The sequence below is a fragment of the Burkholderia sp. Bp9143 genome, from assembly GCF_003853645.1.
Classification (GTDB): Bacteria; Pseudomonadota; Gammaproteobacteria; order Burkholderiales; family Burkholderiaceae; genus Burkholderia.
In genome coordinates this window covers 141,266-158,013 of sequence record NZ_QTPO01000003.1, presented here as the reverse complement: position 1 = coordinate 158,013, position 16,748 = coordinate 141,266, and the positions used below count along the sequence as shown (strand labels likewise).

14 protein-coding genes are annotated in these 16,748 nt (G+C 70.1%); 4 read left to right on the top strand and 10 right to left on the bottom strand.

Translation table 11 applies throughout. From position 1 onward, the window contains the following. Positions 1-33 precede the first annotated feature (33 nt). From DIE23_RS03340 to DIE23_RS03305, 8 genes are all read right to left on the bottom strand, one after another. Positions 34-1,113: an ABC transporter ATP-binding protein gene (locus tag DIE23_RS03340; RefSeq protein WP_124610785.1), complete on the bottom strand. Its 1,080-nt coding sequence runs from the start codon at positions 1,111-1,113 to the stop codon at positions 34-36. A 49-nt stretch (positions 1,114-1,162) separates the two neighbouring features. Then, on the bottom strand, positions 1,163-2,329 hold the full coding sequence (locus DIE23_RS03335; RefSeq protein ID WP_124610784.1) for an ABC transporter substrate-binding protein: 1,167 nt from the start codon (positions 2,327-2,329) through the stop codon (positions 1,163-1,165). Between the two features lie 278 nt (positions 2,330-2,607). Then, the gene (locus tag DIE23_RS03330) at positions 2,608-3,183 is read right to left on the bottom strand and encodes an alpha/beta hydrolase (protein ID WP_124610783.1); all 576 of its coding nucleotides are present in this window, start codon (positions 3,181-3,183) and stop codon (positions 2,608-2,610) included. Between the two features lie 22 nt (positions 3,184-3,205). Beyond that, entirely contained in the window at positions 3,206-4,534 is a 1,329-nt protein-coding gene (locus tag DIE23_RS03325; protein ID WP_124610782.1) for an MFS transporter, read from the bottom strand. A gap of 156 nt (positions 4,535-4,690) precedes the next feature. Beyond that, entirely contained in the window at positions 4,691-5,746 is a 1,056-nt protein-coding gene (locus tag DIE23_RS03320; RefSeq protein ID WP_124610781.1) for a 3-keto-5-aminohexanoate cleavage protein, read from the bottom strand. 122 nt (positions 5,747-5,868) lie between these two features. Further along, positions 5,869-6,717, bottom strand: coding sequence for a TauD/TfdA family dioxygenase (locus tag DIE23_RS03315; RefSeq protein ID WP_124610780.1), 849 nt, complete (start codon positions 6,715-6,717; stop codon positions 5,869-5,871). A gap of 10 nt (positions 6,718-6,727) precedes the next feature. Further along, positions 6,728-7,708 (bottom strand): quinone oxidoreductase, encoded by a 981-nt coding sequence (locus DIE23_RS03310; protein ID WP_124610779.1) that lies wholly within the window; start codon positions 7,706-7,708, stop codon positions 6,728-6,730. An 18-nt stretch (positions 7,709-7,726) separates the two neighbouring features. Continuing rightward, positions 7,727-8,680 carry a universal stress protein gene (locus DIE23_RS03305; RefSeq protein WP_124610778.1) on the bottom strand — a complete coding sequence of 318 codons (954 nt, stop codon included), beginning with the start codon at positions 8,678-8,680 and terminating at the stop codon, positions 7,727-7,729. A gap of 254 nt (positions 8,681-8,934) precedes the next feature. On the opposite strand from DIE23_RS03305, the gene DIE23_RS03300 reads away from it, so the two are divergent. The 3 genes from DIE23_RS03300 to DIE23_RS03290 all read left to right on the top strand — a co-directional run bounded on the left by DIE23_RS03300 (position 8,935) and on the right by DIE23_RS03290 (position 13,944). Next, entirely contained in the window at positions 8,935-11,628 is a 2,694-nt protein-coding gene (locus DIE23_RS03300) for a LuxR C-terminal-related transcriptional regulator (protein WP_124610777.1), read from the top strand. A 259-nt stretch (positions 11,629-11,887) separates the two neighbouring features. Next, positions 11,888-13,012 carry a porin gene (locus DIE23_RS03295; RefSeq protein ID WP_124610776.1) on the top strand — a complete coding sequence of 375 codons (1,125 nt, stop codon included), beginning with the start codon at positions 11,888-11,890 and terminating at the stop codon, positions 13,010-13,012. A gap of 227 nt (positions 13,013-13,239) precedes the next feature. Continuing rightward, entirely contained in the window at positions 13,240-13,944 is a 705-nt protein-coding gene (locus tag DIE23_RS03290; protein ID WP_124610775.1) for a glutathione S-transferase N-terminal domain-containing protein, read from the top strand. 125 nt (positions 13,945-14,069) lie between these two features. On the opposite strand, the gene DIE23_RS03285 is transcribed toward DIE23_RS03290, so the two are convergent. Beyond that, on the bottom strand, positions 14,070-14,582 hold the full coding sequence (locus DIE23_RS03285; RefSeq protein WP_124610774.1) for a MarR family winged helix-turn-helix transcriptional regulator: 513 nt from the start codon (positions 14,580-14,582) through the stop codon (positions 14,070-14,072). Between the two features lie 132 nt (positions 14,583-14,714). Between DIE23_RS03285 and DIE23_RS03280 the strand changes: the two genes are divergently transcribed. Continuing rightward, complete coding sequence (locus DIE23_RS03280) at positions 14,715-15,911, top strand: MFS transporter (protein WP_124610773.1); 1,197 nt, start codon at positions 14,715-14,717, stop codon at positions 15,909-15,911. Positions 15,912-16,002: 91 nt separating this feature from the next. On the opposite strand, the gene cobM is transcribed toward DIE23_RS03280, so the two are convergent. After that, a complete protein-coding gene (gene cobM, locus DIE23_RS03275; protein ID WP_124610772.1) occupies positions 16,003-16,734 on the bottom strand; it encodes a precorrin-4 C(11)-methyltransferase in 732 nt (243 codons plus the stop codon). Between the last annotated feature and the right edge of the window lie 14 nt (positions 16,735-16,748).

Sequence of the window (16,748 nt, the reverse complement as noted above, 5' to 3'; positions counted from 1 at the left end):
GGCGCGCTGCCGCGCACGCGGTGCCGCGGCCGTTCATGGCGCGTCTCCCGCATAGACGAGCGTGCGCGCCGGCGCCACGCGCAGCCGCAGCCGCTCGCCCTCCGCGAATTCGCCGGCGACCCGCGCCCAGATCGGGCCGAACGGCGCGATCGCGCGGATGAGTGAGTCGCGGCCACCGTATTCGACCGTCTCGACGGTCGCGTCGAATGCGTTGTCGGCACCGTCTTCCGCGCGCTCGATGTCGTCGGGGCGCAGCGCGACCACGACGTCCTTGCCGTCGAAGCCGGCCATCGGCACGCCGGTGACGCGCACGCCGGCGGCGGTGACGTTCACGTAGTCGCCGGCCATCCCTTCGAGCGTGAACGGCAGCACGTTGCGATAGCCCATGAAGCGCGCGACGTGCAGGTTGTGCGGGCGCGTGTACACGTCCTTCGGCGACGCGACCTGCTGCACGACGCCCTCCTTCATCACGACGATCCGGTCGGCCATCGACAGCGCTTCGTCCTGGTCGTGCGTCACGTAGATCGTCGCGCGTTCGAGCTGCGTGTGGATGCGGCGAATCTCGGCGCGCATCTCGATGCGCAGCTTCGTGTCGAGGTTCGACAGCGGCTCGTCCATCAGCACCAGCGGCGGCTCGATGACGATCGCGCGCGCGATCGCGACGCGCTGCTGCTGCCCGCCCGACAGCTGCCCGGGCAGCTTGCCCTCGTGGCCGACGAGCTGCACGAGTTCGAGCGCCTGCTGCGCGCGCCGCCGCGTTTCCTGCTTCGGCAGGCCGCGCATCTTCAGCCCGAAGCCGACGTTGTCGAGCACCGACATGTGCGGGAACAGCGCGTAGTTCTGGAACACCATGCCGAAGCCGCGGCGCTCGGGCGGCAGCACGTCGATGCGCGTGTCGTCGAGCCAGATGCCGCCGCTCGTGAGCGGCTGCAGCCCGGCGATGCAGTTCAGCGCGGTCGACTTGCCGCAGCCCGACGGGCCGAGCAGCGCGATGAACTCGCCGCGCCTGATGTCGAGATCGAGCCCGTCCAGTGCGGCGACCTGTGCGCCCTCCGCATTGGTGAAGCTGCGGCACACGCCGTCGAGCCGCAACCGTTCGAAACTGTGCTTCATTACGCGAACTCCATCGGCGCGGGCGCCGCGGCGCCCGCGGGTTCATGCGTCATTTCGACTTCTGCGACCCGATCTCGCGGTCCCACTTCTGGAACGCGGCGACCATCGCCTGCGCGTTGAGCGGCTGCACGTGCGGACGATCCGCAAGCAGCTTCGCGTACTCGGGGCGGCCGAATTTCCTGATCACCTCCTGGCTGTGCGCGGGCGCCATCTCGAGCGTCACGCCCTTCACCGCCGGGCCCGGATAGAAGTAGCCGTCGTCGTAGGTCATTGCCTGCTGCGCCGGTTCGAGCAGGAAGTTCATCAGCTTGAACAGCACGTCGAGCTTGTCCTTCGCCACGCCCTTCGGGATCACCATGTAGTGCGCGTCGTTGACCCACGTCATGTTGTCGAACGACTGGATCCGGAAGTCGGCGGGCACGATGCCGAGCGCGCGCGGGTTGAGGTCCCAGCCGGTGACGGTCACGGTCATGTCGCGCGTGCCTTCGCCGAGCTCCTTCATCACCGCCGACGTGCCGCCCGGGTAGTACGGCACGCAGTCGTTGAGCTGCTTCAGGAACGCCCAGGTCTTGTCCCAGCCGTTGATCGGATCCTGCGGGTTCTTGTCGCCGAGCACGTACGGCAGCCCCATCAGGAACGTGCGGCCGGGGCCCGAGTTGGCCGGGCGTGCGTAGATCAGCTTGTTCGGGTGCGCCTTGCACCACGCGAGCAGCTGTTCGGGCGTCTTCGGCGGGTCGCTGACCTTGGCCGGGTTGTATTCGAGCAGTGGGCCGGCCGGCATGTAGGTCACTTCGAGACCGAAGCCCTGTGCGACATCCTGCATCTTGCGCGGGCCGGGCGCGTACCTGTCGAGCACGCCGGGGAACGCGCCGGCGTTGTCGGGCAGCAGCTTCAGCCACAGGTTCTGCTCGATGCCGGCGGCCAGCGCATCGGTGCCGGTCAGCACGAGGTCGATGTCGGCGCGCCCCGCCGCCTGCATCGCCTTGATTTTGCCCGGCAGCTGCGGCGCGGGCGCGTTCGTGAACGTGACGTTCGCGACGAGGTTCGGGTTCTTTTCCTTGAACGCCTCGATGGCCTTCTGCGTGAGCTGCAGGTTGCCCGCGACGTCGACGACATTCAGCGACACGGGGGCCGCGACGGCGGCCGCGGCCGGCAGCGTCAGGCCCAGCGCCAGGGCGATCCGGCGGACACGGCGCGCGATCGTGGTGGTGTTCATGTCTCCTCGCTTCGGTCGGTGGATGGGACCTTTCTTTCGGGAAATCATGACGGTGTTATACGATGTCGGTCAACAAAAAACCGACCGGCGCGGGGCGGGAATTTCCCTAACAAAAACCTTCCGTTTGTCGAGGATTTGCTGACTGACCGATTTCACGGCGCGCTGGGTCAATGGATGGGTGTCGTGTTAGGACGTCGTATATCAGCGGGCGTTGAAATGGAATCGGTTCACGCGGCCGCGCCGGCATGAAATCCTGCGCGGCGCGTTGCAGACGGCGCTCAGTCGGAACGGAGCGCGATCACCTCCCCGATCAGTCGTTCCGCGTCATGCCACTCGCCATACCCGGACGCCGGATTCAAATGCCCGACCTCCCCCAGATCGACGAGCCGGCTACCCCACCCCGCCGCCATCGCCTCGACGCGTTCGAAGCGCGCAAGCGGATCGTTGCGGCTCGCGGCCACGATGCTCGGAAACAGCAGCGGCCGGGTCGGCACCGGCGTCCAGCCGTGCGCGTCGAGCGCATCCGGTGCCGGATAGCCTGCGGGCATCGGCGTATCGAGATCGGCCGGTGTGGCGAGCAACGCGCCATCGATCGACCGCGTCGCCTGCTGCGCCCAATGCACGGCGATCATCACGCCGGCGCTGTGCGCGACGAGAATCACGGGGCCGTCGATCGCGGCCAGTGCCGCATCGAGCGCCGCGACGCGTGCGGCGCGGCTCAGCTTGTCGGCTTCGAGCGGCGCGACGGCGCGCGCGTTCGGCAGGCGTCGTTGCAGATGCGTCTGCCAGTGATCTTCGACGTGATCGCGCAAGCCGGGCACGATCAGGATGGTGGGCGTGGTCGCCAGGGTCATGCAGCCTCCGGGAGGGTTCGGTTCAGGAAAGGTGTGACGCGCGCCGTTCACGTTCGACGCGCGCGAGATCGGCCGCGTAGCTCGCGCGTCCGATCGCGAACAGCACCGCGGCCGCGAGCGGCACGGCGGGAATCCATTGCAGTGCACCGACGAGCCCGGCGCGATCGGCGACCCACCCCGTCAGCAGCGGGCCCGGCGCCATGCCGAGCAGGTTGTTGGCGAGCGTGAGCGTCGCGAACGCCGACGCGTGGATCGCGGCCGGCGTCAGGTTCGCGACCATCGCGCCCGACGCACCCGATGCGCCCGCGCCGACCAGCATGCCCGCGCAGATCAGCGCGAGCTGCAGCGGCCCGGGCGGCAGCCGGAACGCGACTGCGAGGCACACGCCCGTCAGCAGGCAATACGCGATCGCGGTCAGCCATTTGCGCGAGCCGTCGGCGCGCCCCACGCGATCGGTGACGATCCCGCAGCCGACCATGCCGACGCCCGACAGCAGCACGAAGCCGGCCGCGAGCACGGCGGCGCGGTCCGGCGCCATCGCGTAATAGCGGTTCAGGTAGCTCGGCAGCCATGCGAACAGCGCGCCGGGCACGAACAGGTGCAGCCCGCTGCCGACATACGCGCAGATCACCGAACGCGACGCGAACAGCCCCGACATCAGCACACGCACGCTGCCGCGCAGGTCGCGCGGCGCATCGCCATGGGGCCGGCACGGTTCGACGCGACATGCCGCGAGCCGCCGTTCGGTGACCACGCCGCGGTACGCGACGAGCAGCACGATGCCGAGCGCGGCCATCACGCCGAACGACCAGCGCCAGCCGAGATGCGCGCCGACCAGCCCGCCGAGCGCCATCCCGAACACGGAGCCGAACGCGCCGCCGGCCATGAACGCGCCGGTCAGCGTCGCGCGCAGGCGCGCCGGAAAGATGCTGAGGATCAGTGCGACGCCGACGCTGCCGTACGCGGCTTCGCCGAGGCCGACGAGCCCGCGCGACACGAGCATTTCGGTGTAATTGGTCGACAGCGCGCAGCCGAGCGTCGCGACGCTCCACAAGGCGGCCATCAGCACGATGCTGCGCACGCGGCCGAAGCGGTCGGCGAGCACCGACAGCGGAAACGTCAGCAGCCCGACCAGCAGCGCGACGACGCCGGACAGCGAACCGAGCTGCGTGTCCGACAGTCCCCACGCGTGCTTGAGCAGCGGAAACACGGCATTGAGCACCTGCCGCGACATGTAGTCCGACAGCAGCAGGCCGACGGTCAGCCCGAACACGAGCCAGGCATAGGCCGGCGCGCGCCGCCCGGTGGCCGCCACGTCCTGCAGCGACGGCTCGACGTGATGAATCAGCATGCGTGTCTCCTCCGGCACCGGTGCGGCAACGCGCCGGCGCGGCTTGCGCGGCCCCGCTCCGTTCGTCGGAGCTTGCCTCGCGCACTGCGCGAGGGTGGGTGCCGCGCCACATCGATCGGCGGGCGGCGCTCGCGGGCCGCCCGGATGCGCGGTGCGTCAGGCCGCGCGCAGCGGCACGCTCAGTTGGCCGGGCCGGCGGTTCGGCGCCATCCCGAGCTGCGCGAGCGTCTCGTCGACGCCGTCGTACTGCACGCCGATCCGGTAGATCGCCTTCGCCTCCTTGCCGGTCGCGATGTCGCGGCCGAGTTCGCGCGCGATCCGCACGCACTGCTCGACCTGCTGCACCGACGTCATCCGGTTGCCCTTCTGGTCGATGATCGTGTCCTCGATCCCGCAGCGCGGATGCAGGCCCAGCGCCATCGCGACGGTGTTGATCGGCAGCACGTTCTTCATCAGCGATTCGAGCGTGATGCACGCGCCGTCCGGGCAGCGCCGCACGAATTCCATGAAGTTGTACGGATTCGGGCCGTCGAAGCCGCCGCCGATGCCGACCCACGTGACGTTCAGCGGACCGCGATAGACGCCGCGGCGGATGATCCGCTCGAGCGTCTCCAGCGCATGCATGCCGGTGAGCTGGAAATGCGGCTGGATGCCGGCCGCCTGCAGGCGGCGCAGGTGCTCGTCGACCCAGCCGGGGCCGGCCGGCACGGTCATCTCGCGGTACGCGTCCCACAGCGCGGCCTCGTTCAGCGACGTGCCGGCGATGTCCTTGCGGTTCATCAGCTCGGTGATGTTCATCTGCACGGTGTTGATCGCGACCGTCACCTGGTCGGGCTTCGGCGTCAGCTCGGCGAGCATGTGGCGCGTGTCGTCGGACAGCCATTTCGCTTCCGCGCCGTCGCCTTCCGGCGCGAACGAGATCGAGCCGCCGACCTGCAGGATCATGTCGGGAACCGCGTCGCGCAGCCGGCCGAGCAGTTCGTTGAATTTCGACAGCCGCTTGCTGCCCTTGCCGTCGAGTTCGCGCACGTGCAGGTGCAGCACCGTCGCGCCCGCGTTGTAGCAGTCGACTGCCTTCTGCACGTGCTCGTCCATCGTCACCGGAATGTCTTCCGGAAAATCGGCGGGCATCCATTCGGGGCCGTACGGCGCGACCGTGATGACCACCTTGTCCTGGTTTTCCGGGTGCAGCGAATCGTCGAGAAATTGCATGTCGTCCTCCAATGGAATCGTTGTGTTCGGGGTGTACGGGCGTGCGTATCCCGTCGCGCCGGGCGGCGGGCCAGGCGCGTGGTGCGATGTCGCGGATCGGTTACGGTGCGGGTGCGTTCGGATCAGAACGGCACGTCGCCGACGATGCCCGCGCGCTCCATCCTGCGCACGCACTGCGGGTAGTCCATCACCGCGTAATGCTGGGTGCTGCGGTTGTCCCAGATCGCGACGCTGTTCTTCTTCCAGCGCCAGCGCACCTGGTATTCGGGGATATAGGCCTGGCTGATCAGGTATTGCAGCAACTGGCCGGCGCCGGGGTTCGCGTCCTGCCCGAACCGCACGCGCCCAGGCGTATGGAAATTCGTGAAGTGCGTCGTGAACGCATTCACGTACAGCACCTTCTCGCCCGTTTCGGGATGCGTGCGCACGACCGGATGCTCGGCGTCCGGGTACTGCGCCTTCAACGCGAGACGTTTGTCGATCGGCATCGCCGCGCCGAAGCTCGCCTCGATGCTGTGGCGCGCGCGCAAGTCCCCGATCTGCTGCTTCACGTGTTCCGGCAGGTGCTCGTACGCGAGCACCATGTTCGCCCACATCGTGTCGCCGCCAACCGGCGGACCCTCGATGCAGCGCAGCACACAGCCGAACGGCGGCGCCACGCGCCAGCTCGCATCGCTGTGCCACGCATTCTCGTAGCGGTCGTTCGGCTGGTCGGGCGACTTGTAGATCCGCACGAGCCCCGGGTGCTCGGGGTCGCTGCCAGCGACCGGATGATCCTCGAGCTCGCCAAAGCGGCGCGCGAACGCGACGTGCTCGGCACGCGTGATGTCCTGGTCGCGCAGGAACAGCACGCGATGGCGCAGCAGCTGCGTGCGGATTTCGGCGAACAGGCCGTCGTCGTGCACGGCGTCGGCGAGGCTCACGTCCAGCAGCTCCGCGCCGATCGCACAGGTCAGGGGTTCGACTCGCATGCGCGTCTCCTCAGACGATGAACACCGACGAGCCGGTCGTCTTGCGCGACTCGAGGTCTCGATGCGCCTGCGCCGCGTCCTGCAGCGCATAACGCTGGTTGATCTCGATCCGGATGCGGCCGGCCGCGACGTGCGCGAACAGCTCGCCGGCCAGGTCGTTCTTCTCGGCCGGATCGGCGATGTAGTCGGCCAGCGCGGGGCGCGTCAGGTACAGCGAGCCCTTCATCGCGAGGCGCTGCGGATCGAACGGCGGGATCGGGCCCGACGCGGTGCCGACGCAGACCATCAGCCCGCGCCGCTTCAGCGAATCGAGCGAGCCCTCGAAGGTGTCCTTGCCGACGCTGTCGAACACGACGTCGACGCCGGCGCCGTCCGTCAGTTCGCGCACGCGCTTCGCGACGTCCTCGCGGCTGTAGTCGATCGTATGATCGCAGCCGTGCACGCGGGCGATCGCGGCCTTGTGTTCGCTCGACACGGTGCCGATCACCGTGAGCCCGAGCAGCTTCGCCCATTGCGACACGATCAGCCCGACGCCGCCCGCGGCCGCATGCAGCAGGATCGTGTCGCCCGGCGCGAATGCGTGGATGCGGCGCAACAGGTACGCCGACGTCAGCCCGCGCATCGTCATCGCCGCGGCCGTTTCGCATGCGATGCCGGCCGGCAGCTTCACGAGCGGCGCGGCCGTGATCAGCCGTTCCGTGCTGTACGCGCCGAGCGTGTTGAGGAAGCCCGTGTAGGTCACGCGGTCGCCGACCGCGACGTTCGTCACGCCGGAGCCGACCGCCTCGACCACGCCGGCGGCCTCGACGCCGATGCCGGCCGGCAGCGGCACCGGATACAGGCCGCTGCGGAAATACGTATCGGCGAAGTTCAGGCCGACCGCCTCGTGCCGCAGGCGCACCTGACCGGGGCCCGGATCGCCGACGTCGACTTCTTCCCAGCGCAGCACGTCGGGGCCGCCGGTTTCATGGAATCGCACTGCATGTGCCATCTTGTTCTCCGTAGGTATTCAGTCGGATGCGTGTTCCGCATCGTCGGGTTCGTCCGCGCCCGGCGTCGTCGCGGCTGCGCCGCTCGCCGGTGGCGCGTCCAGTTCGGTCCAGTCGGCGTCGCCCAGGTAGCGCCGCGCGGCCGGGAAAATCACGCCTTCCATGCGCCCCATCTGCTCGAACGCGCCGCGCGCATAGACGGCGAGCGCGTCATCGAACGCGACCGACGGCAGTCCGTCGGCGGCGAGCCGCGCCAGCGCGTCGAGCGCGTGTGCATCGCGGCGCCGCTGGCGGTCGAGCTCGTCGAGTTCGGCCGCGGTGCTCTCCGCCCGCCTGCGCAATGCCGCGCAGAGGCGTGCTTCGGCGGACGTGCCGAAACGCGCGTTCTGCAGCGCCGCGAGCGATGCCAGTGCCGCCCGCGTGCCGTCCGCGTCGGCGTCGGCGTCGGAGGTCGGCCGCGTTGCCGCGTTCGAGCCCTCGCTCGCCATCATCAGCGCCTTCAGCCGCTCGCCGAGCGCGCGATGCGCGGCGAGGCAGCGGGCCATCACGCGTGTCTCGGCCGGCGCATGCCGCGCCGGGCATACGAGCACCGGCACGCCGCTCGTCGCGAGCAGCAACCGGCGTTGCGCGGCTGCGCCGACATCGGCATCGTGCGGCAGCGCCGCGACGCCGATCAGGTCGCAGCCAAGCGTGCCGGCGAGCGCGCCGGGCGACGTGTCGCCGGCCCCCGGATGGCCGGCCCCCGGATGGCCGGCCCCCGCGATCGCATGGGATAGACCCTGCGCCCGTGCGGCGGCTTCCACTTTCGCACCGTGTTCCGGCATCCGCGCTCCGGATAAACGCGAGTCGGGCATGGCGCCGGACAGCACGAAGGTGACCCGCGCGCCGACCGCACGCGCCAGTTCGAGCGCATGGCCGATCGCGTCGATGCCGCCGGGCACGCCGTCGACCGTCACGAGCAGATGGCGATACATCGTGCCGCTCCGCTTATCCGGCGTTCGGCGCGCTGCGTCGCGCGCCGGTCGATACGATGTTCATGGCCCCTCCTCGTTGCATTCGTCAATCGCGTTCGTCACGCATCGGAACCCATGCTATCGACCGGGCGGCGGTGCGGCCCCACTCGTCGCGGGGGGGATTGACGCGTGAACGCGGTTCGGTCGATCCTTCCCCCCACACCCACCCCGGACGCTGGCCCGCACGGCATCGCCGGATTCCGACTGCTGCCCCGATGGCCCACCCACCCGATCGCGCCGACGCGCCTCCCACCGAACTCGTGCTGAAGACGACCGCGCCACGCGTGCCGGCGCAGTTGCTCGCGCGTGCGCGGCTGAGCCTCGCCGCACCGGCGTTCGACGCCCGGCCCGTCACGCTCGTGCAGGCGCCGGCCGGCTACGGCAAGACCTCGCTGCTCGCGCAATGGCGGCGCGAATCCCTCGCGCTCGGCCGCGCGGTCGTGTGGCTGTCCGCGGACGAGCGCGACGACGCGCCGCGCCTGCTGCAGGGGCTCGTGCAGGCGGTGCGCACCGGTTGCGCGCGGCCGGGCTTCGGGCGCCTGGTTCCGGACGGCGCGGCCCGCGCGCTGGAGGGGCTGACCGCGTGGCTGGCCGAAGTCGCGCAACTGTCGATCGACGCGTTGTTGATCGTCGACGACGCGGAGCGGCTGCCGCCCGCCGGCCTCGACGCGCTGACCTACGTGCTGCACAACGCGCCGCAGAACCTGCGCGTGGTCGTCGCGGGCCGGCGCGGGCTCGATCACGCGGCCGGCGACCTGCTCGCCGGCGGGCAATGCACGCTCGCGGGCCCCGACTGGCTGCGCTTCACGCTCGACGAGACGATCGCGCTGGTCGGCGCGCGCTTTGCGCAGCGGGTCGACGCAGACGCGTGCGCGCGGCTGTTCGAACGGGTCGACGGCTGGCCGCTCGGGCTGCAGCTCGCGATGGCCGCGATGGCGCGCTCGGCCAATCCGCGCCAGGCCGTCGACGCGCTCGCCGCGCGGATGGACGGCACCCGCGACCGGCTCGTCGAGCTGCTGCTCGTGAATTTGTCGGCCGACGACACCGCGTTCCTGACGCACACGAGCGTCGCCGACCGCCTGCATCCGTCGCTGTGCGCCGCGCTGCTCGACGACGCGGATGCCCCCGACCGGCTCGCGCGGCTCGCGCGCGACACGCCGCTGTTCATCGCGTCCGACGATTCCGACTGGTGCCGGCTGCATCCGCTCGTGCGCGATACGCTGCGCGACCGCCTGGCGGCGGGCTCCGACGCAGACCGCAACGCGCTGCACGCACGCGCGGCCGCGTGGCTCGACGCACACGGGATGACCGAGGAAGCCGCGCGCCACGCGTATGCGGCCGGCCAGTTCGAGACGGCATACGCGCTCGCGCAGCGCTGCCTCGAGGACGCGATCAAGCAGGGCCGCATCAACGACGTGCTCGACTGGCTCGCGCTGCTGCCCGATGCGGAACTCGACAAGCGCCCGACGCTGCGGATCGCGGTCGCCTGGGCACTGGCGCTCGGCGAGCGCCATGTCGAGGCACAGCGCCAGATCGCGGGCATCCTGGCCGACGCCGGCACGCCGGCCGCGATGCGCTACGAATGCGCGCTGATCCTCAGCGCGGCGGCCTACTACGCGGACGAAATCGACCATTTCGTCGCGCTGTTCGAACCGTGGGCCGACTTCACGCCGCCGGCGGCGACGTGGCTCGCGCAGATGCATGCGAACCGCCTGTCGGCGCGCGCGATCATCGTCGGCGAACCGGCGCAGGCGCGCCGCTTCCAGCAGGCCGCGCCGCGCGGCGAGACGGCAGCCGGGTTCGGCTACGTCGCGCGCTGGGGCGAGCTGATCACCGGGCTGAGCTACCTGCGCGAAGGCCAGATCCGGCTCGCGGACGACGCGTTGTCGCCGGCCCTCGCGCGCGCGGAAGCCGATCTCGGGCGCCGCCATCCGCTGACCTGCATGCTCGCGGCGATGTGCGCGGCGATTGCGTACGAGGCCGATCGCGTCGACCAGGCCGCCGCGCTGCTCGCGAACCGGCTCGACGTGCTCGAGCACGCGGGCACGCCCGACACCGTGCTGCTCGGCTACCGGACGGCCGCGCGCATCGCGCTGCTGCGCGGCGTCGAGCATCGCGCGATCGACCTGCTCGAAGCGCTCGACGCGATGGGTGTCGCGCGCCGGTTGCCGCGCCTGTCGGTCGCGAGCCTCGCCGAGCAGGTGCGCATTCACGCGGCGCGCTATCGCGAGGCGACCTGCCATGCGCTGGTCGAGCGGATCGATGCGATCGCCGCGGCCGAATTTCCGTCGCACGGGCCGCTGTGGCGGCGCCCGGTCGTGCTGCTGCAAGCGATGGCGCACGCGGGTGCGGCGCTTGCCTCGCGCCGCTGGGACGATGCGAGCGCTGCGCTCGACGAAGCGGCGGTGCTGGCCCGCGAAATGAGCATGGGACGCGAGCGCATCGAGATCATGGCGCTGAGCGCGTTCGCGCTCGAACAGTCGGGGCACGGCGGCCGCGCGCTACTCGACGAGGCGATGAACCTCGCGGACATGTTCGGCCTCACGCGCACGCTCGCCGACGCACATCCGGCCGTCGCCGACTGGGCGCGCCGCGCCGGCGACGAGGCGGCCGCGGGCGACGGTCCCGCGCGGCCCGTGCAGCCGCAGCCGCGCATCGTGCCGCCGGCGCCGCGCAGCACGGCCAGCCCGCGCGCGGTGCCGAGCGTCGTGCTGACGCCCAAGGAACGCGCGATCCTCGAGCTGCTCGCGCGCAACCTGTCGAACAAGGAGGTCGCGGTGGCGCTCGCCGTCGGCGAGGAAACCGTGAAGTGGCACCTGAAGAACCTGTTCGGCAAGCTCGACGCCAGCTCGCGCAAGCACGCGGTGCGCCGCGCGCTGGTGCTCGGGCTGCTCGAAAGCGCGCCTTAAAGCAGCGCGCCTTGGCCGCCCGCACGTCGGTACCGGCCTTGCCCGGCGGTTGACGACAACCGCGTCGCCCGGCCCCCTTCGATTCTCCGCAACCCTGCCCCCCGCGCATGGGGGGGAGCGGTCGCGCGCCGTTGCGTAGTCTTTCCGCACGGCTCGCACCGGCGTCGCATCCCGCGCCCGCCCGCCTGCCCCGATGCTTCCCCCGCTTTACCCGCACGGGCTCGATCCCGAGCGGTCCATTACGATCCTGGAGACTTCGATGAAGACGAAACTGGCCGCGCTCGCGGCGCTTGCCGGCTGTTCGGCGCTCGCGCACGCGCAATCCTCCGTCACGCTGTACGGGGTGGTCGACACGGGCCTGCTGTACCAGAGCACGTCGGCCGCGTCGTTCGGCCCGAACGCGCCGAACACCGGCAAGGTGTTCCGGATGAAGGACGGCGGCATCTATTCGAGCTTCTGGGGCATCAAGGGCAGCGAGGACATCGGCGGCGGCTACAAGGTCAACTTCAAGCTGCAGGGCTCGTTCGACAGTGGCACCGGCAAGATGCAGCTGAGCGACACGCCGGGCGCCGTCGCGATCTTCAACCAGGTTGCGTCGCTCGGCGTGTCGGGCCCGTTCGGCACGTTCACGGCCGGCCGGCAGGTCGTGCCGATGATCTATGCGATGGCCGACACCGACGTGCGCAACGCGCAGTTCTTCGGCAGCGTGCTGACCGCGTGGCTCGGCCTGAACACCGCGGCCGGCTGGCCGGGGACGAGCACCAACGGCGCGATCGGCGCGCTGTACGACAGCAATGCGCTCGTCTATCAGTCGCCGACGTTCGCGGGCGCGTCGATCGCGCTCGAATACGCGCCCGGCGGCGTCGCCGGACAGTTCCAGGGCGGCACGCGCGAATCGGTCGTGCTCAAGTATGCGAACTACGGGCTCAACGCGTCGGCCGTCTACTACAACGGCCACGACACGAATCCGGCGCCGGGCGTCGCGCCGACCGGCGTCGACAACAACCGCTTCGTCTATGTCGGCGCGAAATACACGATCCGCGATTTCTCGGTGTCGGCGTCGTACGGCAACGGCAGGAATCCGTCGCATGCGGACAAGGTGAACCTCGACATGCTGTCGGCGGGTGTCGGCTATCGCTTCACGCCCGCGCTGCAGGTCGCCTCCGCCGTGTACTACCTGAAGGACCGCAACCGCTCGGAGAACCGCTCGACGGCCGTCGTGCTCACGGCCGACTACAGCCTGTCGAAGCGGACGATGGTCTATGCGCAGGCCGGCCACGTGAACAACCGCGGCACCATGAACCAGATGCTCGTGTACGGGCAACCGGTCGCGCCCGGGGTCGGCACGACCGCCGCGATGGTCGGGCTGCGGCACAACTTCTGACGAAGCGGTGCGGTATGGCATGGCGCGATGCACGCGCGGCGACGCGCGGCCGCGCTTCGTGGCCGTCGTCTGCAGCGATCGCGGGGATCGGCTACAGTGGGCGTTTTCGGCGCGCCCCGCCCGCCTGTCGATGCGTTCGTCCCGTTCCTGCCGCCGTGTCAGGGGCTGTCAGCGCCCCTCGGCCGGACGGCGGAGCGCGGATCCTCCACGTTGACGAGCGAACCTTCATGCCCGATCTGTCCGCCTTCCCGATCACGAAAAAGTGGCCGGCCCAGCATCCCGACCGTCTCCAGCTGTACTCGCTGCCGACGCCGAACGGCGTCAAGGTGTCGATCATGCTCGAGGAAACCGGCCTGCCGTACGAGCCGCACCTCGTGCGCTTCGACACGAACGACCAACTGTCGCCCGAATTCCTGTCGCTGAACCCGAACAACAAGATCCCGGCGATCATCGATCCGAACGGCCCCGACGGCCGGCCCCTGCCGCTGTTCGAATCGGGCGCGATCCTGATCTATCTCGCGGACAAGACGGGCCAGCTGATCCCGAAGGATCTCGCGGGCCGCTACGAAACGATCCAGTGGGTGATGTTCCAGATGGGCGGCATCGGCCCGATGTTCGGCCAGGTCGGCTTCTTCCACAAGTTCGCCGGCCGCGACTACGAGGACAAGCGTCCGCGCGACCGCTACGTCGCCGAATCGAAGCGCCTGCTCGGCGTGCTCGATGCGCATCTCGCGAACCGCAAGTGGGTGATGGGCGATACGTACACGATCGCCGACATCGCGATCTTCCCGTGGGTGCGCAACCTGGTCGGGTTCTATGAGGCGGGCGATCTCGTCGGCTTCAGCGAGTTCCGCCACGTCGCGCGGGCGCTCGACGCGTTCGTCGCACGTCCGGCCGTCGCGCGCGGGCTCAACATCCCGGCACGCGGCTGATCCGCGCAGCGGGCGCGGCCCGTTTGTCTGTCCGGCCCGCCGCATCGCGCGACGGGCGGTATTCCCGCTTCCTTTCGGCGTTTCCGTTTCCCGCTCGTCGCGTTCGGCGTGACGATTCGGCGGCGCTACTTTTCATCCGGCGTCGACGCTTCTTCCCCCAATCCCGCCAGCAGTTTTTCCAGCAACGCTGAAAGTTGTGCCTGCTCGGCCTCCGACAACGCGGCCAGCATCGCGCGCTGATTGTCGACGTGCGCGACCACCGCGTCGTCGATCAGCGCGCGGCCGGCGTCCGTCAGCGCGACGAGCGTGCCGCGGCCGTCGGCCGGGTTCGGCCGGCGCTCGACCCAGCCGGCCTTCTGCAGCCGGTCGATGCGCGCGGTCATCCCGCCCGACGACATCATCAGCGCGTCGTACAGCGCGGTCGGGGTCAGCGCGAACGGCGCGCCGCTGCGCCGCAGCGTCGCCAGCACGTCGAATTCGCCCGGCTGCATCCCGTAGCGCGCGAACAGCGGATTGAGACCGTCGCGCGCGATCACGAGCGCGGCCTCCTGCAACCGTCCCATCACGAGCATCGACGACGCGTCCAGATCCGGACGCTCGACGCGCCATTGCGCGAGCGCATGTGCCGCTCGATCCATTAACCCTCCTCGGCTCACCAGTTATCTTGACGTCGAGATAAATCCGCATTTATCTTGATGTCGAGATACTTTACATGAAAACGCGCGGCACCCCTGACGGAGGTGTCGTGCATCGATATCGAGGGCCATTGCATGAATCGCTTCACTTCCCCCGGCTGGCGGCTTGCCGCCATCGTGCTGGTCGGACTGAACCTGCGGCCCGCGCTGGCCGCGATCGGCCCGCTGCTCGACATGATCCAGCGCGCGACCGGCATCGGCGACGGCGCGGCGAGCCTGCTGACCACGATTCCGATCCTGCTGATGGGCCTGGGCGCGCTGAGCGCGCGGCGGCTGCAGCGCGTGACGGGGATCGCGGGCGGCGTGTGGCTCGGCGTCGCGCTGATCGGGTTCGCCTGCGCGTCGCGCATCGGCGCGCGGCACGCGTGGCTGCTGCTGGCGAGCGCATGCTGCGCGGGCATCGGGATCGCGATGGTGCAGGCGTTGTTGCCGGGATTCGTGAAGACGCATTTCGCGACGCGGATCGGCGGTGCGATGGGCGTCTATTCGACGTCGATCATGGGCGGCGCGGTGCTCGCGAGCGTCGTCGCACCGATTGCCGCGGCGTGCTGGGGCTGGCTCGTCGCGCTCGCGGGCTGGGCATTGCCGGCCGCGGTCGCGGTGCTCGCGTGGCCGCTGGCCAGTCGCGGAGACGATGCGCAGGCGTCCGGGCCGAGGTCGGCATCGGCTTCGATGTCGGTGACGCACACTCGGCCGTCGCGCTCGCCGCGCGCGTGGCGGCTCGCGGTGTTCTTCGGGATCGCGACGGGTGCCTACACGCTCGTGCTGGCATGGCTGCCGCCGTACTACATGCGGCTCGGCTGGTCGCCGACCGCGGCCGGCAGCCTGCTCGGCGGCGTGACGCTCGCGGAAGTCGTCGCGGGGCTGGCGATCTCGGCGACGATCGACCGCCTGCCTGATCGCCGGCCCGCGCTGCACGCGGCGATCGCGTCGCTGTTCGTCGGATTGCTCGTGATGCTGGCTGCGCCCGAAGCGCTCGCGATGCCCGCCGCGCTGCTGCTCGGTGCGGGGATCGGCGCGCTGTTCCCGCTGTCGCTGATCGTCACGGTCGACCACGCGGCGACGCCGGCCGACACCGCATCGCTGACGGGGTTCGTGCAGGGCGTCGGCTATCTGATCGCCGGGTTGTTTCCGTTCGCGGCGGGTATCGTGCGCCAGCATCTCGCGGATCTGACGCCGGCATGGATCGCGATGGCATGCCTGTGTGTCGTGCTGTTCGCGCTGGCGGCAGGCTTCGCGCCGCAGTTTGCGCGGCGCGTCGCGCGGGCCTAGGGCGGATCGGACGCGGCGCGTGGGGCCACTGGCCGGGTTCGTTGCCGACGCGCGGTTGCCCGTTGTTATTCAGCCGAGCCGGATTGCACGGTTAGCGCCGTTCAATCGCATACAGCGTCGAATCCGCGAACCCTTCCGCATCAAGCACGCGCCCGATCAGAATCAGCGCGGTGCGCTCGATCCGCGTGCCCTGCACCTTGCCGACGATGTCGGCCAGCGTGCCGGTCACGCGTTCCTCGTCGGGCCAGCTCGCGCGGTAGATCACCGCGACCGGGCACTCGGGCCCGTAATGCGGCAGCACTTCGTCGACGATCCGCGCGAGATGCCGCACGCCGAGATGGATCGCGAGCGTCGCGCGATGCGCGGCGAGCGCGCCGAGCGCTTCGCCTTCCGGCATCGTCGTCTTGCCCGCGAAGCGCGTGAGGATCACCGTCTGCGCGACACCGGGAAGCGTCAGCTCGACGCCGAGCGTCGCCGCGCACGCGGCCGTGGCCGTCACGCCCGGCACGATTTCATACGGAATCCCGAGCGCTTTCAGCCGGCGGATCTGTTCGCCGATCGCACCGTACAGCGACGGATCGCCCGAATGCACGCGCGCGACGTCCTGCCCTTTCGCATGCGCATCGGCGAGCAGCGCGACGATCGCGTCGAGGTCGAGCTCGGCCGTATTGACGACCTGCTCCGCGCGATGGCCGTCGAGTACGGCGGGCGGTACGAGCGAGCCTGCGTACAGGATCACCGGGCACGTGCGCACGAGGCGCTGCCCCTTCACCGTGATCAGCTCCGGGTCGCCAGGGCCCGCGCCGATGAAATACACCGTCATCGAAAAATCTCCGT